20 protein-coding genes are annotated in these 22664 nt (G+C 62.9%); 7 read left to right on the top strand and 13 right to left on the bottom strand.

Annotation, left to right across the window (positions count from 1 at the left end):
• Positions 1-25: 25 nt before the first annotated feature.
• The 13 genes from mdcH to pilG all read right to left on the bottom strand — a co-directional run bounded on the left by mdcH (position 26) and on the right by pilG (position 16248).
• Positions 26-937 carry a malonate decarboxylase subunit epsilon gene (gene mdcH, locus ABIA48_RS16630; RefSeq protein ID WP_429490035.1) on the bottom strand — a complete coding sequence of 304 codons (912 nt, stop codon included), beginning with the start codon at positions 935-937 and terminating at the stop codon, positions 26-28.
• The gene (locus ABIA48_RS16625) at positions 934-1554 is read right to left on the bottom strand and encodes a malonate decarboxylase holo-ACP synthase (RefSeq protein ID WP_429490033.1); all 621 of its coding nucleotides are present in this window, start codon (positions 1552-1554) and stop codon (positions 934-936) included. Before ABIA48_RS16625 ends, mdcH begins: the two co-directional genes overlap by 4 nt.
• Positions 1548-2351: a biotin-independent malonate decarboxylase subunit gamma gene (gene mdcE / locus ABIA48_RS16620; protein WP_429490031.1), complete on the bottom strand. Its 804-nt coding sequence runs from the start codon at positions 2349-2351 to the stop codon at positions 1548-1550. The genes ABIA48_RS16625 and mdcE overlap by 7 nt, the downstream gene beginning before the upstream one ends.
• Positions 2348-3199 (bottom strand): biotin-independent malonate decarboxylase subunit beta, encoded by an 852-nt coding sequence (locus ABIA48_RS16615; protein ID WP_429490029.1) that lies wholly within the window; start codon positions 3197-3199, stop codon positions 2348-2350. The genes mdcE and ABIA48_RS16615 overlap by 4 nt, the downstream gene beginning before the upstream one ends.
• Positions 3192-3491 (bottom strand): malonate decarboxylase subunit delta, encoded by a 300-nt coding sequence (locus ABIA48_RS16610; RefSeq protein ID WP_008001147.1) that lies wholly within the window; start codon positions 3489-3491, stop codon positions 3192-3194. The genes ABIA48_RS16615 and ABIA48_RS16610 overlap by 8 nt, the downstream gene beginning before the upstream one ends.
• Positions 3491-4366 (bottom strand): triphosphoribosyl-dephospho-CoA synthase, encoded by an 876-nt coding sequence (locus tag ABIA48_RS16605; RefSeq protein ID WP_429490027.1) that lies wholly within the window; start codon positions 4364-4366, stop codon positions 3491-3493. The genes ABIA48_RS16610 and ABIA48_RS16605 overlap by 1 nt, the downstream gene beginning before the upstream one ends.
• On the bottom strand, positions 4366-6036 hold the full coding sequence (gene mdcA / locus ABIA48_RS16600) for a malonate decarboxylase subunit alpha (protein WP_007987781.1): 1671 nt from the start codon (positions 6034-6036) through the stop codon (positions 4366-4368). Before mdcA ends, ABIA48_RS16605 begins: the two co-directional genes overlap by 1 nt.
• Before the next feature lie 222 nt (positions 6037-6258).
• Positions 6259-6720: a chemotaxis protein CheW gene (locus ABIA48_RS16595; protein ID WP_429490025.1), complete on the bottom strand. Its 462-nt coding sequence runs from the start codon at positions 6718-6720 to the stop codon at positions 6259-6261.
• Positions 6713-12619 (bottom strand): Hpt domain-containing protein, encoded by a 5907-nt coding sequence (locus ABIA48_RS16590; RefSeq protein WP_429490023.1) that lies wholly within the window; start codon positions 12617-12619, stop codon positions 6713-6715. Before ABIA48_RS16590 ends, ABIA48_RS16595 begins: the two co-directional genes overlap by 8 nt.
• A gap of 37 nt (positions 12620-12656) precedes the next feature.
• Positions 12657-14717: a methyl-accepting chemotaxis protein gene (locus ABIA48_RS16585; RefSeq protein WP_429490021.1), complete on the bottom strand. Its 2061-nt coding sequence runs from the start codon at positions 14715-14717 to the stop codon at positions 12657-12659.
• Between the two features lie 153 nt (positions 14718-14870).
• A complete protein-coding gene (locus tag ABIA48_RS16580) occupies positions 14871-15410 on the bottom strand; it encodes a chemotaxis protein CheW (protein ID WP_429490019.1) in 540 nt (179 codons plus the stop codon).
• Between the two features lie 10 nt (positions 15411-15420).
• Positions 15421-15786, bottom strand: coding sequence for a twitching motility response regulator PilH (pilH, locus tag ABIA48_RS16575; RefSeq protein WP_007987790.1), 366 nt, complete (start codon positions 15784-15786; stop codon positions 15421-15423).
• Positions 15787-15843: 57 nt separating this feature from the next.
• Positions 15844-16248: a twitching motility response regulator PilG gene (gene pilG / locus ABIA48_RS16570; protein ID WP_007987791.1), complete on the bottom strand. Its 405-nt coding sequence runs from the start codon at positions 16246-16248 to the stop codon at positions 15844-15846.
• A gap of 235 nt (positions 16249-16483) precedes the next feature.
• Between pilG and gshB the strand changes: the two genes are divergently transcribed.
• The 7 genes from gshB to ABIA48_RS16535 all read left to right on the top strand — a co-directional run bounded on the left by gshB (position 16484) and on the right by ABIA48_RS16535 (position 22474).
• Positions 16484-17437 (top strand): glutathione synthase, encoded by a 954-nt coding sequence (gene gshB / locus ABIA48_RS16565; protein WP_057712924.1) that lies wholly within the window; start codon positions 16484-16486, stop codon positions 17435-17437.
• Between the two features lie 65 nt (positions 17438-17502).
• The gene (locus tag ABIA48_RS16560) at positions 17503-18402 is read left to right on the top strand and encodes an energy transducer TonB (RefSeq protein WP_429490016.1); all 900 of its coding nucleotides are present in this window, start codon (positions 17503-17505) and stop codon (positions 18400-18402) included.
• 179 nt (positions 18403-18581) lie between these two features.
• Positions 18582-19154, top strand: coding sequence for a YqgE/AlgH family protein (locus tag ABIA48_RS16555; RefSeq protein ID WP_429490014.1), 573 nt, complete (start codon positions 18582-18584; stop codon positions 19152-19154).
• Entirely contained in the window at positions 19154-19591 is a 438-nt protein-coding gene (ruvX, locus tag ABIA48_RS16550) for a Holliday junction resolvase RuvX (RefSeq protein ID WP_110660097.1), read from the top strand. Before ABIA48_RS16555 ends, ruvX begins: the two co-directional genes overlap by 1 nt.
• A gap of 79 nt (positions 19592-19670) precedes the next feature.
• Positions 19671-20174: a bifunctional pyr operon transcriptional regulator/uracil phosphoribosyltransferase PyrR gene (pyrR, locus tag ABIA48_RS16545; RefSeq protein ID WP_429490011.1), complete on the top strand. Its 504-nt coding sequence runs from the start codon at positions 19671-19673 to the stop codon at positions 20172-20174.
• A 27-nt stretch (positions 20175-20201) separates the two neighbouring features.
• Complete coding sequence (locus tag ABIA48_RS16540; protein WP_223460556.1) at positions 20202-21206, top strand: aspartate carbamoyltransferase catalytic subunit; 1005 nt, start codon at positions 20202-20204, stop codon at positions 21204-21206.
• Positions 21203-22474 (top strand): dihydroorotase, encoded by a 1272-nt coding sequence (locus ABIA48_RS16535; RefSeq protein WP_429490009.1) that lies wholly within the window; start codon positions 21203-21205, stop codon positions 22472-22474. The genes ABIA48_RS16540 and ABIA48_RS16535 overlap by 4 nt, the downstream gene beginning before the upstream one ends.
• The last annotated feature ends 190 nt before the right edge of the window (positions 22475-22664 follow it).

Raw genomic sequence — 22664 nt, 5'->3', positions numbered from 1 at the left:
GTTTTTGTTGTTCGAAGCCTGAGTTTTAGGAGTGGCGGCTTCCCTCCTCTCGCATCAGCGCCTGCAAGGTATCGAGCCGCGCACCGTCGAAGGCAATCACGGTGCCTTGCTCGAACACCCGGCGTGCCAGCCCGGTCAGCACCGCACCGGGCGGCAGTTCGATCTGTAGACGCACGCCGCGCTCGTAGGCGCTTTGTACTGTGCCGCGCCAATCGACGATGCGGCACATGTTGAAGGCCAGGTCGTCACGCAGGGCTTCGGGCTTGATCAGCGGACGCGCACGACTGCCGCTCAGGTAACCCATCTTCGGTGTGTGCAGCGGCACTTTGGCGAAGGCTTCGGCTAGTCGTTGCGCGGGGGCCTCAAGCAATGGGCAATGGGACGGCACGCTCACTGCCAGACGCTTGGCCAAGCCCGCTCCGCAACCTTTCGCCAACTCGGCCACCGCTTGCATCGCCGCATCGCTGCCGGCAATCACCACTTGATTATCAGCATTGATATTGGCCAGATAAACCGGCGTTTCTGTGCTATGCACCCGGGCCAGCAGTGCCTCCACCGTGGCCAGGTCCAGACCGATGATCGCGGTCATGCCGTAGCCCTGTGGATAAGCCTGCTGCATCAGCTCACCGCGCAGGCTGACCAGATGCAACGCATCGTTGAAACTCAAGACACCGGCCACCACTGCCGCCGGATAAGCGCCGATTGACAAGCCGGCCACATAGTCCGGGGCCATGGTCAACTGGCGTGAAGCGGCGACGCCAGCGATCAGCAGGCAAAGCTGAACCGCCCTCGTCGACTGCAACGCCTCGGCAGAGTCCAGCCGCGAGACATCTTCACCGAGCAGATCGCTCGCCTCGTTCAGCGTTTCCCGAGGCAAGCGCGCCAGCATGCCCGGCTGCTGCGCACCCTGGCCGGGGAACACCAGCAAGCTGCTCACGCTGCCTGCTCCTGTGGATTCCACGGGTCAGTGACCAGACTGGCCTGAGTGGCACTTTTCAACAAGACCCGCGACGAAGCACCGGCCCATTCGCGCAAGGCAATGGCGCCCAACGGTATCTGCAATTGCAGGTCCACCCGGCACACGGCCGTGTCGAGAACGGCCACCAACGCCTGCGCGTCGACGCGACTCAACGGACGTGGCGTACGCAGGATCAGGTCGAGGTCGCTGTCCTCGTGCAACGCGGCAAACCCGCTGGCCAATTCGAATCCGGCGCTGCCGCTGACACCCCAAACCCAGCCACTCTCATCAAGGTGCGAGCGCAGTTGTGCCAAGGCACGCAGCGCCGGGAAGTCACGCAGGCCTTGAACATGGCAGAGTTCTTCCGGCCGCACTCGTCGTGTAATGGCGGCGACTTCCATCCGTGTCGCAAAGCGCTGTTCACGCAGCGGCCCACGCACGCCCACTGCCACCTGTCCCGCTGCGCACAAGGCACGACGGACCACCACCGGCTGCCCGGCACTGATCGACTCGATCACCCACGAAGGCGCATCCGCAGGCAACTGCTGCACGGTCATGCCCCACAGCAGGTCATGGGCCAGAAACGTATTCACCACTGCGCCCTCAGCAATTGGCGAACCTTGCTCGACGCTGCACGATTACTCGCACCCAGGCGACCACTCAGATCACGACCACCGGCGGCCACATCGCCAATCGCCTGATGCAGGCACTCGGTCACCCGCGCCAGATCCGCCGCAGTCGGCTGCTCGATCTGTTCCACCGACAAGGTTTCCCACAGCAGCCCGAGGCTGGCATAGCTGTCGATGTCATAAGCCATCGGCGGCACGCTGGCGGCGAAGGCTTCGAGCTCTTCGACACTGCGCAAGGTCACCCGCGCCGCCGACGCCTTACCCATGGCATGCACCATCACCCCCGGATCGCGCAGGGCAATCAAGCGATTGGCCTGATAGCCGTGGGCCAGAAACGCCCCGGACATCGCCTTGCCCACCAGCAAACCGATCACTGCATGGCCGGCCAGACGGGCACGGGCGTAACTGCCCGCCGCTGCGGCCAGCGCCTGATGAATGCCGAGGGCTTCCTCGCGTCGACCGTAAGCCTGGCTCGGCACGTCGACGATGGCGACCAAGGCGCGTTTCTGCGTCTTGTTCTGATCGGCGGCGATGACTTCATCCACGGCCTTGGCCAGGCCCCAGCCTTCAAGCAAACCCACTTCGCCGTTGCGTGCACGGACGAAGCGGTTTTCCGGGTCGGCCACCACCGCGATGAAACGCACCGGCTGATCGCCCAGCGCACCGTCCGCGACCTTCAGCGAAGCCGGCAAACCCTCGACCGCTTTTGCCCCGGCACTCAAGGCGTTGAACCAGTTCAAACCACGCAGGGAATACGAGCTCATGGGCATTCTCCTTGGTACAGATCGCGAACCACGGACGGCTCGATTTGCGGTTCGGCGTCCAGACGCGCCAGGCGTTGCAGGAACAGTTCGGCCTGACGACTGCGTGATTGCGCCGGCAAACCTTGCTGGAGCAACTCACCCACCTGTTGGCGAATCTGCGCCACGTCGTCGGCAACATAACGATCCACCAGACCACTGGCGAAACGCTGCTCACCACCGGTCAGGCTCCAGATGAAGGGCCGGTCGCGGGAGTCGTATTCCTCGAGTCCGGCTTCCTGCTCGATTACCTGTGGTCCGTTCAGGCCCAGCCGCGCTTCCTGGGTCACCAGCAAATAGCTGCACAACCCCGCGGCAATCGACATGCCACCAAAACAACCGACGCTGCCCGCCACGACTCCGACCACGGGTTGGTACTGCTGCAAATCGACAATCGCCGCGTGGATGTCGGCAATCGCCGCCAGACCGAGATTGGCTTCCTGCAAGCGCACGCCGCCGGTTTCCAGCAGCAGCACGGCGCGGGTCGGGATGCCGTTGCGGTTGTCTTCGGCGGCCAGTTCCAGCGCACCGGCAATTTTTGCCCCGCCGACTTCACCGAGGCTGCCACCCTGAAACGCCCCTTCAATGGCCGCGATTACCACCGGCAAACCATCGAGGTTGCCCTTGGCGATCACCACGCCGTCGTCGGCTTGCGGCACCACGCCCTGGCGCGACAGCCACGGCGACATGATCCGTTGAAAGGGATCGAGCAGTTCGCGGAAGGTGCCGGCGTCGAGCAGGGCCTTGGCCCGTTGCCGCGCACCGAGTTCGACGAAGCTGTGTTTGTTGAGCAGGGATGCGCTGTCAGTCATGGCCAATCTCCTCGAAGCCCTGTTCCAGACGCAGGCGCACCACGCCGGGGGTCGCGCCGAAATCGTGGATGTCGATGGCCATCGCCGGTGGCGTCTGGCCGTCGAACATCCGTGCGAACAGATGCTGCCAGCGTTGTTCACTGCCATTGACCGAGGTCTGCACGTTGATTGTCAGCTTGCCGGCCTGACCCGGTTCGATCAGCACTTCCAGATCACCCGAGCCGACACAACCCACCAGGGTACGACCGCGCGGCGGCTGCCCGGCGGGGAATTCAAAGGATAAGGTTTCCATCAGAAAGCTCCCTGTTTGAGGCTGTCGCCCGACGCGATACGGTCGATGAACAGGCAGGCTGCGAGCAAGTCCGCAGCACCACCGGGCGAGGCATTCAACGCGATGAGTTGTTGGTCCAGCTCATGCAGGCGGCGACGTCCGGCGAGGCTGGCGCTACCTCCGGCATCGAGCACTGCTTGGGCGCCGAGTTGCATGGTTTGCAGACCTTGTTCCCCGGCGCGGAACAGCACGCAGGTGTCGGCCAGATTCGTCATGATCGCCAGCAGCGCATCGAGCCGGGCGTTCTGTTCGCCATGGCCGGCTGCACGACTGCGCAAGAGTTGCGGCAGAGCGCGTTGGGTCACTGCCGGAAAACCGAGTTGCGCCTCCTCACGGGCGCCCCGTGCGCCGTAGCGTTGGGCGACTTGAGCGCCGTGGCTGAGTGGGCGCGGTGCGTAACGGTCGTCGAGCAGAGCCAGGCGCGCCGCACGAATCGATACGCTGCTTGCAGCCGTGGATTCAGGGTCCAGCGCCGCGGCCGTCACCAACAGGCCCAAGGCCCAGATCGCCCCGCGATGAGTATTCACGCCACCCGTGGTGTCGAGCATCGCTTGCTCGCCTTCACGACCGATCCAGCCGACAGCCTCGCGCAGGGGCAGGCCGATCTCACCGAACGCAATCGCGGCATCGGCCATCGCCCTGAAGGCCGGCCACAGGGACAGCGCCGAGGCGTGCATCAGCCCCAGGTGCAAATCGGTGTGGGCGCCATTGCCGCGACGGTCGACCAGTGCCGGCTTCGGCGACAGATCAGCCTCGTCGATCAGCGCGTCCACCGCCAGGTCCGCCAGCCGCTCGGCCAGGCTCAGGGTTTTGGGTTGCAGGTTGAGTGCGTGCATTACCAGCTCCTGAACTTGGCGGGCGGGTTGTAGAGGCCACCGGACCACTCCACCAGATCGGCCACGCTTTTCGCCGCGAGCAATTCGCGGGTGGCGTCGGTGCGGCGAATGCCGAGGTCTTCGGGCAAGGCGATCAAGCCCTCGCGGCGCATGCGCGCGGTGTCTTTGGGGTTGTGGCGCAGGCCGATGGCGGTCACCCCGGCGACGGCGGCGATCATCGCCTGACGTTCTTCCAGCGAGCGCGCCTTGTACAGGTAGGCGATGCCTTCTTCGGTCAACAGGTGGGTCACGTCGTCGCCGTAGACCATGATCGGCGCCAGTGGCATGCCGCTTTTCTTCGCCACATCGACCGCATCGAGGGTTTCAACGAAAGTCGGTTTGCCGCCCTCCTGGAAGGTCTCGACCATCTGCACCACGAGCTTCTTGCCGCGTTCGAGCATCGGTTCGGCCACGTCGGTGTTGCGCATATCGAGCCAGGCTGGTGTGCCGTGGCGACGCCCGCGCGGGTCGTGACCCATGTTCGGTGCTCCGCCGAAACCGGCCAGGCGTCCACGGGTCACGGTGGAAGAATGACCGTCGCCATCGACCTGCAGCGTCGCGCCGATGAACAGGTCCACGGCGTACTGCCCGGCCAGTTGGCTGAACATCCGGTTCGAACGCAGGGAACCGTCGCGCCCGGTAAAGAACACATCCGGCCGCGCCGCAATGTAGTTTTCCATCCCCAGCTCGGTGCCGAAGCAATGCACGCTTTCGACCCAGCCACTTTCAATCGCCGGAATCAGCGTCGGGTGCGGGTTGAGCGTCCAGTTGCGGCAGATCTTGCCTTTGAGGCCGAGGGATTCGCCGTAGGTCGGCAGGATCAGTTCGATGGCCGCAGTATTGAAACCGATACCGTGGTTAAGGGATTGCACGTTGTGTTTTTCGTAGATGCCGCGGATCGCCATCATCGCCATCAGCACGTGCACGGGCTTGATGTGCCGTGGGTCGCGAGTGAACAGCGGTTCGATGTAGAACGGCTTGTCGGCCACCACCACGAAGTCGACCCAGGACGCCGGGATGTCCACCCGTGGCAAGTCGCTGACGTCGTCCACCAACTGGTTGACCTGGACGATGACGATACCGTCGCTGAAGGCCGCCGGCTCGATCAGTGCCGGGGTGTCTTCGGTGCTCGGCCCGGTGTAGATGTTGCCGGCACGGTCGGCCATGAACCCGGCCGAGAGCACGACGTTGGGAATCAGGTCCACCACCAGCCGCGCGTAGAGTTCGATGTAGGTGTGGATCGCACCGATTTCCAGCAGGCCGTCTTCGAGCAACTGGCTGATGCGCAGGCTTTGGGTACCGGCAAAGGAGAAGTCGAGCTTGCGGGCGATGCCGCGTTCGAACAGGTCCAGGTGCTCGGCGCGCCCGACGCTGGGCATGATCATGTGCAGGTCATGCAGCTTCGCGGGGTCGGCCTTGGCCAGGGAGCGCGAGAGGAAATCCGCCTGTTTCTGGTTGTTGCCTTCGAGCACCACACGGTCGCCCGGCAGGATCAACGCTTCCAGCGCCGCGACGATGTTATCGGTGGGCAACACCACACCGTCGGCAAGACCTCGCACCAGCTCGAGGCGCCGCTGCTTTTCGCTGCGCCGCCGCGTCCATCGCGAGTCGGGGGATATTGTTGTTGTCATGACCACTCCACGGGTTCGCTGTCGTGTGGGTCACCTTAGGAGTGTTGGGTGGGAGCATCAATCAAGCAGAGTGGCGGATCGTTACGCTTGGAGTAATGGATGTCTGGACTCACGCCTTCGCGAGCAAGCCCGCTCCCACACTGGATCCGCGGCGAACACAACTCCAGTGTGGGAGCGGGCTTGCTCGCGAAGAGGCCAGCACAATCAATACAAAAACCGCAATCAGTCGACCAACCCGGCATCCACCAGCAACGCCTCCAGCGCCAACAGATCCGGCACTTTCGCCACCTGCTCCCCCACCTGCACCGCCGCCTGTTCCAGCGCACACAACGGCACGTCCACGTAACTCAACTGGCTGTCGAGCTTGCACGAGCGCGGAATCCCCTGCACCAGCAGTGCGATGAATTTCAGCTCGGGCCTCCCGCCAAGGGCATTGAGAATGACAATCCGCGCACGCTCGCCAATGACAGTTTTCTGCCCACAGGCCGACTCGAAACTCAGCAGCGGAATCTGCCGGTCGCGCCACGTCACCAGCCCCAGGTACCACGGCGGTGTGTCGAGGTCGAAAGTCCCCGGTCGCTGGTAATCGATCAGCTCGGCCACGGCGACGTTGGGCAGGATCAGGTTGCGGTCGGCCAACGGCAGCAGCAGGCCGGTGAGGTTGCTGGTGCGGTGTTCAAGCATGGGTCTTGCTCCACAAGGCGATACTTTCGAGCAGCACCGATTCCTGGTACGGCTTGCCCAGATAGTCGTTGACGCCGATGGCCATGGCGCGGTCGCGGTGTTTCTGTCCGGTGCGGGAGGTGATCATGATGATCGGCAGGTGCTGCAGGCGTTCGTCGTTGCGCACTTGCGTCGCGACTTCGAAGCCATCCATGCGCGGCATCTCGATATCCAGCAGCATCAGGTCGGGCATGTGCTCTTCCAGCAGCAGCATGGCATCGACCCCGTCCTTGGCGGTCAGCACGTTCATGCCATGGCGTTCGAGCAAGCGGCTGGTGACCTTGCGCACGGTGACCGAGTCATCGACCACCATCACCAGCAACGGCCGATGCGGTTCAACCTCGACCTCCTGCCCCGCCGGACGCTGGGGTACACGGGCCTGCATGGCGCGGATCGGCGCCAGCAAATCCAGAATCAGCACCACCCGGCCATCCCCGAGAATCGTCGCCCCGGACACCCCTTGCACCGCCGCAAACTGCGGCCCCAGGCTCTTGACCACGATTTCGCGAGTACCGGCCATGGCGTCCACCTGCACCGCGACGTGCCGTTCGTTGCACTGCACCAGCAACACCGGCAATGGCAGGCTCTGGCCCAACAGTTTCGGACGCGGGCTGGTTTTCAGCAGCTCACCCAAATAGCACAGCTCGTAACGTTGCCCGGCGTATTCGTAGGTCGGCGCATCGAAACGGAAATACCCTTCGAGCTCATTGGGCAGGACGCGAACGATGCCGTCGATGGTATTGAGCGGGATCGCATACTGGTCTTCACCGCACTGCACCATCAGCGCCCGGTTGACCGATACGGTAAACGGCAGGCGAATGCGAAAATGCACGCCCTGCCCGGGGACCGAGTCGATGCTCATGGTGCCGCCCAGTTGCCGCACCTCTTCGTGCACCACGTCCATGCCGACGCCGCGCCCGGAGATCTGAGTGATTTTCTCGGCGGTGGAAAACCCCGGTTGCAGGATGAACTGCAACACATCGTGATCACTGATGACGCTGTTCGGGGCGAGCAGGCCGCGCTTGATCGCCTTGCGCCGCACCGCGTCCAGCGGCACACCGGCGCCGTCGTCGCGAATGTCGAAAATGATGTCGCCGCCTTCACGCAGCAGATCGAGGGTGATCTTGCCCTTGGCCGGTTTCCCCGCCGCCAGCCGCGCTTCGACGGACTCCAGGCCATGGTCGACGGCGTTGCGCAGCATGTGTTCCAGCGGCGCGGCCATGCGTTCAAGCACGTTGCGATCCATTTCACCTTCGGCGTTATCGACGATGAAATCCACGTCCTTGCCCAGCTCGCTGGACACCTGGCGGACGATGCGCTGCAAACGCGGGAGCATGCGCTCGAACGGCACCATGCGCGTGCGCATCAGCCCTTCCTGCAACTCGGTGTTGATGCGGCCCTGCTGTTGCAGCAGGTTTTCCGTATCCTGATTGCGTCGCTCGAGGGTTTCCTTGAGGTCGAGCAAGTCGGAGGCCGATTCGAACAGCGCCCGGGACAGTTGCTGCAACTGTGAATGGCGGTCCATTTCCAGCGGGTCGAATTCTTCGTAGCCCAGGCGTTCGGCGTCGACTTGCTGGCGACTGAGGATCCGCCCCTGGGTTTCGGTATCGAGTCGGCGCAACTGGTCGCGCATCCGTTCGATGGTGGTTTCCATCTCGCTCAGGGCGATGTGCGCATCGTTGACCTGCTGTTCGATCCGGCCACGGAAGATCGATGTTTCACCGGCCAGGTTGACCAGATCGTCGAGCAGCTCCGCCGAGACCTTGACCATGTCGGCGCCGGCATCGGGCGGCGGTGCCAGCGGCTCGGCCTTGGGCGTGGCCGGCGGCGCAACCGGCGCGGGCGCTTCAGGCACGGCCGGGTGGCTGAAGTTCTTGATCGCATCGATCAGGCGGTCGGCCGGCGGAATCGGCTCACCGGCGCGGGCCGCGTCGAGCATCTGCGCCAGGCGGTCATGGCTGCGCTGCAACAGCGCGAACAACGGCACCGTCGGTTGCAGCACGCCAGTGGACAGGCCTTCGTAGAGGAACTCCAGCTCATGGGCCAGATCGCCAATCGCGGCGATTTCCACCATGCGCGCACCGCCCTTGAGGGTATGCAGGTCGCGCAGCAGGGTTTCCACTTCCTGGCGATTCGAAGGTTGGGCCTGCCAGCGCTCCAGCGCCGCCCCGGAGCTTTCGATGATGTCGAAACCTTCCTCGAGGAAGATCTCCAGCAACTCCGGATCATGGGCGGCCGAGTCATTAGTGGCGGCCAGTTCGCTAACCTCGGCGGCGCCCGAGTGGCCCTGCCGGTAGGCGCGAATGGCCTCGATCAGCTCAGCGCAATCGCCCAGGGGCTGGTTGTGCTGTACCTGGTCAAGGTACTGCGCCAAGCGGTCATGGCTCTGCTGCAACAGCACCGCCAATGACTCGCTGTAGGCGTAGCGACGATCCACCAGGCCTTCGTAAAGGCTTTCCAGTTCATGGGCCAGATCGCCGACCGGCCCGACCTCGGCCATGCGCGCGCCGCCTTTGAGGGTGTGCAAATCCCGGTGCAGGGACGACAGCGGCGCGGCGTTGTCCGAGTCGCGCAACCAGCGCTGCAAGGCCTGGCCGGCGCTTTCGAGGATATCCACCGCTTCTTCAAGGAAGATCGCAACGATTTCATCGTCCAGCCCCGTGGCCGTGGAGGCCTGGGCCAGTTCCTCGGTGGCAGCCCCCAATTCGCGGATGTTCAGGGTGCGGCTGCCATCACTGCGGATCAGGCCCATGGCCGACGGGTCAAGGCTCTCGTCGAGCAGTTCGCGCAAGGCCCTGATCCGTTGCGGTTGCGGGCTGACTTCCTGGCCGGCGGCCAGTTCGTCGAGCATGTTGATCAGCGCTTCGTGGGCATTCTGTGCCTCATGGAAAAACCGCTCGCTGACCGCCAGGCTGCTTTCTTCCACTGCACCGTACAGGTCGAGCAACGCTTCGCACAGCTCATCCACCGGATGCAGGTCGGCCAGATGGGCGCCTTCGCCGAGGGTGGTCAATTCGTCCAGCAGCGCACTGAGTTCCTGACGTTCGCCGGGGTGTTGCTGCCAACGCTGCAACAGGCTTTCGGCGTCCAGCAGGATGTCCATGCCCTGGGCGAGGAAGTTGTTGATCAACTGCGGATCGCGCTTGATCCGCAGCCCGGTGTTCGGTGTGCTCAGGAGGGTTTCCAGACGCTCGGCCTGCAGGGCCTTGGCTCGCTCAATCAAATGCAGGGCACCGGGAATTTCCGCCAGCGGATCGCGCTTGAGCTGACGCAAACCGAGGCGAAACAGCCCCTCCGCTTCCAGCAACAGTTCGACTTCATCCAGATCCAGCGCAATCAGGTGCGCCTTGTATTCCCGGGCCAGTTGATCCAGCGGTGCGGCCAGCTCGGCAATCGGCAAGACACCGGCCATGGAGGCACTGCCCTTGAGGGTGTGCAAGGCGCGCTGCAACTCGTCGCTGGCCTGCAACGGCACATGTTCGGCGGCCTGATCAAGGAAGCGGTGCAGCGTGGCGAGGTGCGTTTCGGCTTCTTTGCGGAAGATCTCCAGCAACAACGGGTCGAGGGCTGCGACGTCTTGCGTATCCTCATCGGACACCGGTTCATCACCCTTGGCCAAGGCATGGGCACGGGCGGCCAACTGGTCGACATCGTTGCGCTGACGCTGGGCATTGGCGGCGTATTCCGCCACCAGCTCCGGCAACAGTTGCAGCACATCGCCGACCAATTGCTGCACCGTAACGCCTGGCTCCACGCTGTCTTCCAGTACGCGGTTGAGCAGGTTTTCCACAGCCCAGGCCAGCTCCCCCAGCACCAGGGCGCGCACCATGCGGCCGCTGCCCTTGAGGGTGTGGAAGGCCCGGCGCAGTTCGCTCAGGGCCGAGCGGTTGTCGGGGTTGACCGACCAGCGTGGCAAGTATTCGCGCAGGATTTCCAGGACTTCGTCGGTTTCCTCGAGGAACACTTCGCGCAGTTCCTCGTCCACCGGCTCTTCGCCGGCGGGCGGCGGCAGCAGGCTGCCCGGGGTGTTCAGGGCCGGCGGGTTCAGGCTCGAGACCGGGCTGGCGAGCACATCGGCCAGGGTCTGGACGATCTGCGGATCATCCAGTTCCTGCATCATCTGCATGACCTGCGCTTCGCTCGGGCTGAGCACCTCATCAAGCACTGGCACATGCTGCTCACTGGGGAAAAACCCGAGGCTCGCCAGGCTTTTTTCCGCGACATCGAGCAGGTTTTCACCCTGCGCTTGCGGGTCATCGCTGAGGCGCTCGAGGTAGTACTCGATACTGGTGATCACGTCGGCCAGGCTGTCCAGTTCCTGCCAGCCCGGTTGACCCGGTTCGAGCAGCAGGTGCTCGCGGATAAAGTGATTGCAGGTTTCGACCAGGCTCGCCGCCCGGCTCAACGGAATCATCGCCAGCGCGCCGCGCACCTGGGTCAGCAAGGCCGGCAGCGCCTGCAAATGCTGGCGGTCCCAATCGGCGTCGATGTAGTCGACGATCATGTCCTTGGCCTGCTGCAAACAGATGCGAGCCTCCTTGATCACGATCTGATGGATCTGCGTCAGGTCGGTGGTCGGCAGGCGGTTGTCATCCTGGCTCTCCGGCTCCACGGTTCCGACCATGCCGGCCAGCGTCGCCTCGACGTACAGCAAGGCCCCGGCAACGTCCATGAGGATGGCATCGTTGGGTTCGCGCTGGCCCTGAGCGAGGCTGAGCACCACGGCCAATTGATCGATGATCACCTTGCGCGGCTGGCCGAAGCCCAGGACCGCCAGGGTGTCGGCGATTTGCCGCAGCGGCGCCAGCAGGCTGTCGAGGTCAGAGGTGTGCTGGCGGTCACTGCGCACGAACAGATCCAGGCGCTCTTTGACCCGCACCAGCTCTTCGCACAGCGCTGCCAGCACCGAGCGCATGGCGTCACGGTCGGGACCGGCCAGCCGCGCGCGTTCTTCATCGACCATCGCGCTGTCGGGCAGCGCGTCGTCCAGTGAGTAGCGTTCTTTCATGGTCAGCATCTGCCCGGTGGGATGTTCGGCCTTGGCAATATAGAAGAGCAAACTCTTGAGCAGCTCCGGCGGTGCCGGTTGATTGATGCCGCGCATGCCTTCTTCGAGCAGGCGCTTGAGTTCCTTGTCGGCATCCCGGAACAGGCTGCGCAAGGCCGGGCTGTTGGCAATCGCACCGCCCTGCATGCCTTCGACCAGGGCCGAAGCCACTTGCCACAACGGGCTCAGGGGGGCGTTGCCGCACAGTGCTTCGAGGCGGGCGAAGACCTTGGCCAGGTAATCGAGGTTGGTGTCGCTGTCCTGTTCACGCAGGAACCCGACCAGCGCCATTTGCAGCATCTGCCGCAACTTGCGCAGCACATTGGGTAATTCGTCCGGTTCCAGCTGCGCCAGCGTTTCTGCATCCAATGCTGGCAACTCGAGCAATTGCGGGCTGAACAGGCTGGTTTCCGACAGCAGGCTTTCGCCATGGGCGCTGCGCAGGTCGTTGATCAGGGGCAACACCACCAGTGGCAAATCGCGGCGCGCGCCTTGCACCCGGTCAAGGTAGATCGGCAATTGCCCGAGGGCCTGCATCAACAGGTGCAACGCCTCGTCGCGATGGCTGACACGGTTGCCCCGCAAGGCCACGGCCAGTTGTTCCATTTCTTCGGCGAGCAACGCCGCGCCATAGAACTCGACCATCTGCAAACTGCCGTGGACCTGATGGATGCACGCCAGGCATTCATCCAGCGCCTGCGTCGCCTGCGGGTCATCGAGCAGGTTTTCGATCGCGTGATGAGCCTGTTTCAGCGTTTCGGCAATCTCGCCCTTGACCCACTCGAGGGCCACATAGTCGTGCCGATCACCCATAACCACTCCAATCACAATTCAGATACCCATGGGCGGTTCAAGCTTTATCCACAACCTGCGCCTTGGCATCCGGCAAGGTGAAACCGGACACCGAACGACGCAACTGGCTGGCCATTTTCGCCAGGTTGCCGATGCTGTCGGCCGTGGCGGTGGAACCCGACGACGTCTGCGAGGTGATCTGCTGGATCACGTTCATCGTCAGGGAAATCTGACCGGCCGACGACGTCTGCTGTTGTGCAGCGTTGGAAATGCTCTGGATCAACGCCGCGAGTGTCTTGGAGACACCTTCGATTTCTTCCAGGGCCACACCGGCATCCTGCGCCAGACGGGCGCCACGCACCACCTCGGTCGTAGTCTGCTCCATGGAGATGACCGCTTCGTTGGTGTCGGTCTGGATCGCCCGCACCAGGGTTTCGATCTGCCGGGTGGCGGCAGACGAGCGCTCGGCCAGCCGCTGCACTTCATCGGCCACCACGGCAAAACCGCGACCGGCGTCACCGGCCATGGAGGCCTGGATGGCCGCATTGAGGGCAAGGATATTGGTCTGGTCGGCAATGTCATCGATCAGGCTGACAATGTCGCCGATTTCCTGGGATGACTCACCCAGACGCTTGATGCGCTTGGCGGTGTCCTGAATCTGCTCGCGAATGTTGTCCATGCCGTGGATGGTGTTGTGCACCACCTCGTTGCCCTTGTTGGCGATTTCCACCGAGCGTTCGGCAACCGCCGAAGATTCAGCGGCATTGGCCGACACCTGGTCGATGGACTCGGCCATGTCGTTGATCGCCATCGAGGCCTCGGAAATCTGCTGGGCCTGATGTTCCGAAGCCTGGGCCAAGTGCATGGCGGTGGCCTGGGTTTCCTGCACGGCGGCGGCGACCTGACCGGCAGTGAGGTTGATGGTCGCGACCAGATCGCGCAACTGGTCGACGGAGTAATTGATCGAGTCGGCGATGGTGCCGGTAAAGTCTTCTGTCACCGAGGCCGTCACCGTGAGGTCGCCGTCGGCCAGGTCTTCGATCTCGTCGAGCAAACGCATGATCGCGTTCTGGTTACGCTCGTTTTTCTCGGCGGTTTCCCGCAGCTGACGATTGGTTTCGCGCACCATCACCAGGCCGATCAGGATGATCGAAGCCAGCGCCAACAAGCCCAGTACATAACCGCCAATGGTGTCGGTGGTGCGGCTACCGACCATGTTTTCGAAACCGCTGGCCAGGTGTGAGGCTTCGTCGAGCAGGGTTTGCGACAGACTGAAAATGTTCGACGCCGATTCGCGGACCTTGAACAGCTCCGGCGAGGTTTCGAGGATTTCGTCCACAGAGCCCGAGACGAACTCGAACAATTCGGCGATGTCCGCGAGCCGCGCACGGGCGTCGCGGTCTTCGACCTGGCTGACCTTGAGTGCCGGGTCGCCCTGGAGCATGCCATTGAGCACCTTGCCGAACTGCGTCGCGTCACGTCCGAACGCATCGGCGGCCTGCTGTGAATTTTCGTCGCCGGCCAATACCGTGTTGACCGCGCCGAGGATCCGCTCGGCCAGCAGCGACTGGCGCTGGGCCATCGCCACCTGGGCCGCCGGGGCGCCCCTTTGCAGGAGGATCTCGACGACTTTTTCGTACTCGACCTGCAATTGCGGCACGGTTTCGGCCAGGGTCGCGGCGACCTGATGCAGCGACAGTACGGTTTGCTCGCTGGAAAGAATCGCATCGGTGTTTTTCAGCAGGCGTTCCCAGTCCTGTTGCACCGCGCGCATCTCTGGACGCACGGTGGTGGGGGCCGGCGGCAAACCGGTGGCCGGGTCGCCCTTCTTCAGATAACCCCAGCGCTGGGCAAAATCGTTGCGCGCATCGCTGAGCAACTTGAACGCGGCAGCCTTGCCGGCGGCGGCTTCGGTGGCGTTCTTGGCGATACGCTGGGACAGCACGCGCAGTTCGCCGGCGTGGCCGATGTACTGTTTGTCGTAGATCGCCTGGGTGTTGAGGTACGCGAAGTTGGCGAACAGCAGCATGATGAAGACGATCAGCGCGATGAACAGCACGATAATCTGCGACCGGCTGCGCGACCCTTCGACTGGCTTGCCTGCTTTTGCTTTTATCATCGGTCCTCGCCTGTTTGCCCATTTCCGGGCCTGCCCGGAACCCTGTGGGAGCGGGCTTGCTCGCGAAGGCGGCAGTCCATTCAACATTGATATTGGCTGATCTACCGCCTTCGCGAGCAAGCCCGCTCCCACATTGGATCTGTGTTGTTCCGGTTAAACCGCGACGTTCATGAATCCCTGGGACTGCATCAACGCAAACGGGCTGAACACCTGCCAGCACTGCTCACGTTGAAACCGGCCTTTGACGAACGCCGCCATCGCCCCCTTCAACTCGTCTGCCGGCACCGGTTCCAGGCTGTCCTGGGCAAAGTGCTGGAGGCCGAAGACTTCATCGACCAGCAACCCGGCAAACACCTCTTCATGTTCCACCACCAACACCCGCCGCTGTCGGCGCACCGCCGAAAGCTCGTGCCCGAAGAAGCCGCACAAATCCATGACCGGCAGCAAACGCCCGCGCAGGTTGGCGACACCCTTGACCCAGGGTTTGACCCCCGGTAGCTGGGTAAAGCGCGGCTCGTGCAAGACTTCGCTGACTTCGCTCATGGGCGCGACGTACCAGTGCTCGCCCAGGCGAAAACCGATGCCGCTCCAGCTGTCCCGCCGGGCCGGCTGGGACGGCAAGTCCGCCGCCAGCAAACGACAGCGCTGGTCGATTTGCAGCAGCAGTTCGAAAGCCGTCAGCGCTTCGTTCATGGCCTGACGATCAACCGGCCAGCACGTTGTTCAGGGTTTTGATCAGGGTGTCTTCATCGACCGGCTTGGTCAGGTAGTCCCTGGCGCCCTGGCGCGTACCCCAGACCTTGTCGGTTTCCTGATCCTTGGTGGTGATGATGATCACCGGGATGTGCCCGGTTTCCGGGTCTTTGGTCAGCTGGCGGGTCGCTTGGAAGCCGTTGAGGCCTGGCATGACGATGTCCATCAGCACTGCGTCGGGCTTTTCCTGGCGGGCCAGGGCCACGCCGTCGGCACCGTTTTCGGCTTTCAACACTTCATGACCGTGCTTTTCCAGCATGCCAGTCAGTTTGTACATTTCGGTCGGCGAATCATCGACGATCAGAATTCGTGCCATGGTCTTCCCCATTCTTGTCGGCGCCGGGCCCGATGGCCGAGCGTCACTGTGCGTGTCCTACTGCGGCAAAACGGCGGCGAAACCAGGCACATGGGCCTGGATCGCATCAAGCAATTCTTCCTTGCTGAAAGGCTTGGTCAAAAACTGGTCGGAACCGACGATACGCCCCTTGGCCTTGTCGAACAGCCCGTCCTTGGATGACAGCATAATCACTGGCGTGGACTTGAACGCGCTGTTGTTCTTGATCAAGGCGCAGGTCTGATAACCATCCAGGCGCGGCATCATGATGTCGACAAAAATGATGCCGGGGTGGTTGTCGGCAATCTTGGCCAGGGCATCGAAGCCGTCGATGGCCGTAATGACCTCGCACCCGACGTTCTTGAGCAGCGTTTCGGCAGTGCGACGAATCGTCTTCGAATCGTCGATCACCATGACTTTCAAGGCGCTGGGGTGCTGTTCCATAAGATGCTCTGCGTCGCCTTTACGAATCAAATTGTCCGCTTGCGGGTAATTGGCGGCTCGAAACCCTTGATACTCAAGGGCCAGCACGGCATGGCAGCCTTTTTAGCACAGTCTCCAGAACCAATCTATCGGCCGACCGGGGCGATGGTTTTTCCTTGACCGGGAACACACTCAGCGCCACTCTGACGCCACTTTTTTCATACCGATCCGGTAGCCAAATTTCGAGGAAAACCCAATGAGCGTTCGCGTCGGGATTGTCATGGACCCTATCGCCAGCATTTCCTATAAAAAGGATAGCTCGCTGGCCATGCTGCTGGCCGCGCAGAAGCGTGGCTGGGAATTGTTCTATATGGAACAGCGCGACCTGTATCAGGGTGAAGGCCAGGCCCGGGCCCGGATGCGTCCGCTGCAGGTGTTCGCCAACCCTGAAAAATGGTTCGAACTGGGCGCCGAAAGCGACGCGTTGCTGAGCGATCTGGACGTGATCCTGATGCGCAAGGATCCGCCGTTCGACATGGAGTTCGTCTACTCCACTTATTTGCTGGAACAGGCCGAGCGCGCTGGCGTGCTGGTGGTCAACAAGCCGCAAAGCCTGCGCGACTGCAACGAGAAGCTGTTTGCCACGCTGTTTCCGCAGTGCACGCCGCCGACCATCGTCAGCCGTCGCCCTGACGTGCTGCGCGAATTCGCCGACCATCATGGCGATGTGATCCTCAAGCCGCTGGACGGCATGGGCGGTTCTTCGATCTTCCGCCACACCGCAGGGCATCCGAACCTGTCGGTGATCCTCGAAACCCTGACCCTGCATGGTCAACAGCAAATCATGATCCAGGGTTACCTGCCGGCCATCGTCGATGGCGACAAGCGCATCCTGATGATCGATGGCGAGCCCGTGGATTACTGCCTGGCACGGATTCCGGCCCAGGGTGAAACCCGTGGCAACCTCGCCGCCGGTGGCCGTGGCGAAGCCCGTCCGCTGACCGACAAGGACCGCTGGATCGCCGCGCAAGTCGGCCCGACCCTGCGGGAAAAAGGCCTTTTGTTCGTTGGCCTGGATGTGATCGGCGAGCACCTGACCGAGATCAACGTCACCAGCCCGACCTGCATTCGCGAGATTGATAACGCATTCGGCACCGACATCGGCGGCATGCTCATGGATGCCATCGATCAGAAGCTCAAGGCACGTTGATTAGCTAAACCAACATTGCGTTATCATGCGCGGCCTGTGAAAAACGCGATGTTGGTTTCCTTGTCATGACCCTCCCGTCCGATCTGCCTGCCGAACTCGCCCACCGTGGCGTGCGCCCGGCCGATCGCCTCGGTTTTACCCTGTTTCTGGCGGCACTGATCCACCTGGCCTTGCTGCTGGGCGTCGGATTCGCAGTGGTCGAGCCCAGGCAGATCAGCAAAACCCTGGAAATCACCCTCGCCACCTTCAAAAGCGAAAAGAAGCCTGAAAAGGCTGACTTCCTCGCGCAAGAGAATCAGCAAGGCAGCGGCACCCTGGATAAAAAGGCGATTCCCAAGACCACCGAGGTTGCGCCGTTCCAGGACAACAAGGTGCAAAAAGTCACGCCACCGCCGGCCGCCAAGCCTGAAGTGCAGGAAGCCCCGCCGAAGGCTGCCGTGACCACCGTGGCGCCAAAGCCGAAAAAAGCCCCGGCCAAGACCGAGGAGCCCAAGACCCAAGTCAAACCCCAGGTCCAGGCGCCGACGTTCGACAGCGAGCAACTGTCCAGCGACATCGCCAGCCTCGAAGCGGAACTGGCCGCCGAACAACAGCTGTACGCCAAACGTCCGCGTATTCACCGCTTGAGCGCGGCCTCGACCATGCGCGACAAGGGCGCCTGGTACAAAGACGAATGGCGCAAGAAAGTCGAGCGTATCGGCAACCTCAACTACCCCGACGAAGCGCGGCGCAAGCAGATCTACGGCAATTTGCGTTTGATGGTGTCGATCAATCGCGACGGCTCGCTGTATGAGGTGCTGGTGCTGGAATCTTCAGGCCAGCCGCTGCTGGACCAGGCGGCACAGCGGATCGTCCGACTGGCGGCGCCGTTTGCACCCTTTACCGGGGATTTGTCAGATATCGACCGGCTGGAAATTATCCGCACCTGGAAATTTGCCCGCGGCGATCGCCTTTCCAGCAACTGACCCCACAAATCCCCTGTGGGAGCGGGCTTGCTCGCGAAAGCAGTCATTCATTCAACATTGATGTCGACTGACACGACACCTTCGCGAGCAAGCCCGCTCCCACATTTGTTCGGTGTCGACAACCAATTTGCGGCATCCCCAGCTTGTCAGTTCGCCCCCCGAACGCCACACTAGCGCACATGAAAAACGTCATTCCCAGCTACCTCAAGCATCAATTCCTGATCGCCATGCCCCACATGGCCGACCCGAACTTTGCGCACACCTTGACCTACATCGTCGAGCACACGGCCAATGGTGCCATGGGGCTGGTGGTCAACCGCCCACAAGAGCTGAACCTGGCCGATATCCTTGAGCAATTGCGCCCGGAAATCGAACCGCCTGCACTCTGCCAGCATGTGCCGATCTTTATCGGCGGCCCGGTGCAGACCGATCGCGGCTTCGTCCTGCACCCCAAGGGGCTGAGCTTCCAGGCAACCGTTGATCTGGAAGGCGAGTTGTCGCTGTCGACGTCCCAGGATGTGCTGTTCGCCATCGCTGACGGCATCGGCCCGGCGAAAAGCTTGATCGCCCTCGGCTACGCCGGTTGGGAAGCCGGGCAGCTTGAAGCCGAACTGGCCCAGAACGCCTGGCTGACCTGCCCGTATGACGCCGACATCCTGTTCAACACCAGCAGCGAACTGCGCCTGGAAGCGGCGGCCAGGCACCTGGGCGTCAACCTCAGCCTGCTGACCAGCCAGGCGGGGCACGCCTGATGGCCCTGCGGCTGATTCTCGGATTCGACTACGGCACCAAACAGATCGGCGTTGCGGTCGGCCAGGTGGTTACCGGCCAGGCTCGCGAGCTGTGCACCCTGAAAGCGCAAAACGGCATTCCCGACTGGAATCAGGTCGAAGCCCTCATCAAAGAGTGGAAACCCGATGCCGTGGTGGTCGGCCTGCCGTTGAACATGGACGGCACGCCCAGTGACATGTGCGCCCGCGCGGAAAAGTTCGCCCGACGCCTGAACGGCCGCTTCAACCTGCCCTTTTATACCCACGATGAACGCCTGACCACCTTCGAGGCCAAGGGCGAACGCCTGGCCCGGGGCGGCCAGAAGGGCAGTTATCGCGATAACCCCGTCGACGCCATCGCTGCCGCCCTGCTGCTGCAAGGCTGGCTTGACGAAAACACCGCACTGTTTGAATCCTGAAGAACCGCTGTGCGTCTCTCTTAGCTACAACCCGAGCCACTTCCTGCACAGGCCGACTCGGGCCCAAGAAGGAGCAACCATGAGCCTGCCCAATCCCGTCGAACTGATCAGTCAGATGGCGACCCGTCTCAAGGTCCATCTGGAACACCGTGGCATCAGCGACCCGCGTTTCATCGGTATTCGTACCGGCGGCGTCTGGGTGGCCCAGGCCCTACTCAAGGAACTGGGCAGCAATGAGCCCCTCGGCACCCTGGATGTGTCCTTCTACCGCGACGATTTCAGCCAGAGCGGCCTGCACCCGCAGGTTCGCCCTTCGGCGCTGCCGTTCGAGATCGAAGGCCAGCACCTGGTGCTGATCGACGATGTGCTGATGAGCGGTCGCACCATCCGCGCAGCCATGAACGAATTGTTCGACTACGGCCGCCCGGCCAGCGTGACGCTGGTGTGCCTGCTGGACCTGGACGCCGGCGAACTGCCGATCCGCCCGAACGTGGTCGGCGCCACCCTGTCACTGGCGGCCCACGAACGCGTGAAGTTGTCTGGCCCCGAGCTAGCGCTCGAACTGCAAGACCTCGCCCTTTAATTCGCCCTATTGAGAGTCCCCCTTGCGATGACGCCTCTAGAAACCAAGCGCCCGCTGCAGCTCAATGATCAGGGCCAGCTGCGCCATTTCCTCTCGCTCGACGGTTTGCGCCGCGAGCTGTTGACGGAAATCCTCGACACCGCCGACTCCTTCCTCGAAGTCGGCGCCCGGGCCGTCAAGAAAGTCCCGTTGCTGCGCGGCAAGACCGTGTGCAACGTGTTCTTCGAGAACTCGACCCGCACCCGCACCACCTTCGAACTGGCGGCTCAACGCCTGTCGGCGGACGTGATCACCCTCAACGTGTCCACGTCGTCGGCGAGCAAGGGCGAAACCCTGCTCGACACCCTGCGCAACCTGGAAGCCATGGCCGCCGACATGTTTGTCGTGCGCCACGGCGATTCGGGGGCCGCGCACTTCATCGCCGAACATGTCTGCCCGCAAGTGGCGATCATCAACGGCGGTGACGGCCGGCACGCGCACCCGACCCAGGGCATGCTCGACATGCTGACCATCCGCCGGCACAAGGGCGGCTTCGAAAACCTTTCGGTGGCCATCGTCGGCGACATCCTGCACTCGCGGGTTGCGCGCTCGAACATGCTGGCCCTGAAAACCCTCGGTTGCCCGGACATCCGTGTGATCGCACCGAAAACCCTGCTACCGATCGGCATCGAGCAATACGGCGTGAAGGTCTACACCGACATGACCGAAGGCCTGAAAGACGTCGACGTGGTGATCATGTTGCGCCTGCAGCGTGAACGCATGACCGGCGGCCTGCTGCCGAGCGAAGGCGAGTTCTATCGCCTGTTCGGCCTGACCACCGCGCGCCTGGCCGGCGCCAAGCCCGATGCCATCGTGATGCACCCGGGACCGATCAACCGTGGCGTGGAAATCGAGTCAGCGGTGGCCGACGGTCCGCACTCGGTGATCCTCAACCAGGTGACCTACGGGATCGCCATTCGTATGGCCGTGCTGTCCATGGCCATGAGCGGGCAAACTGCCCAGCGCCAACTCGAGCAGGAGAACGCCCAGTGAAACTCAGCATTCTCGGCGCCCGCGTGATCGATCCGGCCACTGGCCTGGATCAAGTGACTGATATCCACATTGAAGCCTGCAAAGTCGTCGCCCTTGGCGCGGCGCCTGCCGGTTTTGTCGCCGTCGACACGATCGACGCCAAAGGCCTGGTGGCCGCTCCCGGCCTGGTCGACCTCAACGTTGCCCTGCGCGAGCCGGGTTACAGCCGCAAAGGCACGATTGTCAGCGAAACCCGCGCGGCGGCAGCTGGCGGCGTCACCAGCCTGTGCTGCCCGCCGAAGACCAAGCCGGTACTGGACACCTCCGCGGTGGCCGAACTGATCCTCGACCGCGCCCGTGAGGCCGGCAACACCAAAGTCTTCCCGATTGGCGCCCTGAGCAAAGGCCTGGACGGTGAACAGCTGGCCGAGCTGGTTGCCTTGCGCGACGCCGGTTGCGTGGCCTTCGGCAATGGCCTGGAGAGTTTCCGCAACACCCGCACCCTGTGCCGGGCACTGGACTATGCCGCGACTTTCGACCTGACGGTGATTTTCAACTCCCAGGATCACGACCTGGCCGAGGGTGGCCTGGCTCACGAAGGCCCGACTGCCAGCTTCCTTGGCTTGCCGGGCATCCCGGAAAGCGCCGAAACCGTCGCCCTGGCCCGGGATCTGCTGCTGGTTGAACAGACTGGCGTGCGTGCGCACTTCAGCCAGCTCACCAGTGCTCGCGGCGTGCAACTGATCGCCCAGGCCCAGGCCCGGGGCCTGAAGGTCACGGCGGATGTCGCCCTGTACCAACTGATCCTGACCGACGAAGCCCTGATCGACTTCAGCAGCCTGTATCACGTCCAGCCGCCGCTACGCACCCGCGCCGACCGCGAGGGCCTGCGCGCAGCGGTGAAATCCGGTGTGATCTCGGCCATCTCCAGTCATCACCAACCCCATGAGCGTGACGCCAAGCTGGCACCGTTCGGCGCGACCGAGCCAGGCATCAGCAGCGTTGAACTACTGCTGCCGCTGGCGATGACCCTGGTTGAAGACGGCTTGCTGGACCTGCCGACGCTGCTCAAACGCCTGAGCGCCGGCCCTGCCGAGGCCTTGCGCCTGCCAGCGGGTAGCCTGGCGGTGGGTGGTGCGGCAGATATCGTGCTGTTCGACCCGGCAGCCTCAACCGTCGCGGGTGAAAACTGGCTATCGAAGGGCGAAAACTGCCCGTTCATTGGCCACAGCCTGCCAGGCGTGGTGCGTTACACCTTGGTGGACGGGCGGATCAGCCACCAGGCGTAAGACCGCATCGCCTGCATTCGCGAGCAAGCCCGCTCCCACATTAGTTCTGCGATGAACACAGTATTTGTGAACACCAAAGATCAAATGTGGGAGCGGGCTTGCTCGCGAAGGCTTACTGGAAGGCGCCTCTGTTCTGTGCGTTACGCACAGAAACCTGGTCATTCAACGTCCAGAAGTCATACAACCCTCC

It is taken from the genome of Pseudomonas sp. S30_BP2TU TE3576, from assembly GCF_050436025.1.
In the GTDB taxonomy this organism is placed as follows: domain Bacteria; phylum Pseudomonadota; class Gammaproteobacteria; order Pseudomonadales; family Pseudomonadaceae; genus Aquipseudomonas.
The sequence above is the reverse complement of the archived record's forward strand: the minus strand, read 5'-3'. Positions and strand labels throughout refer to the sequence as shown.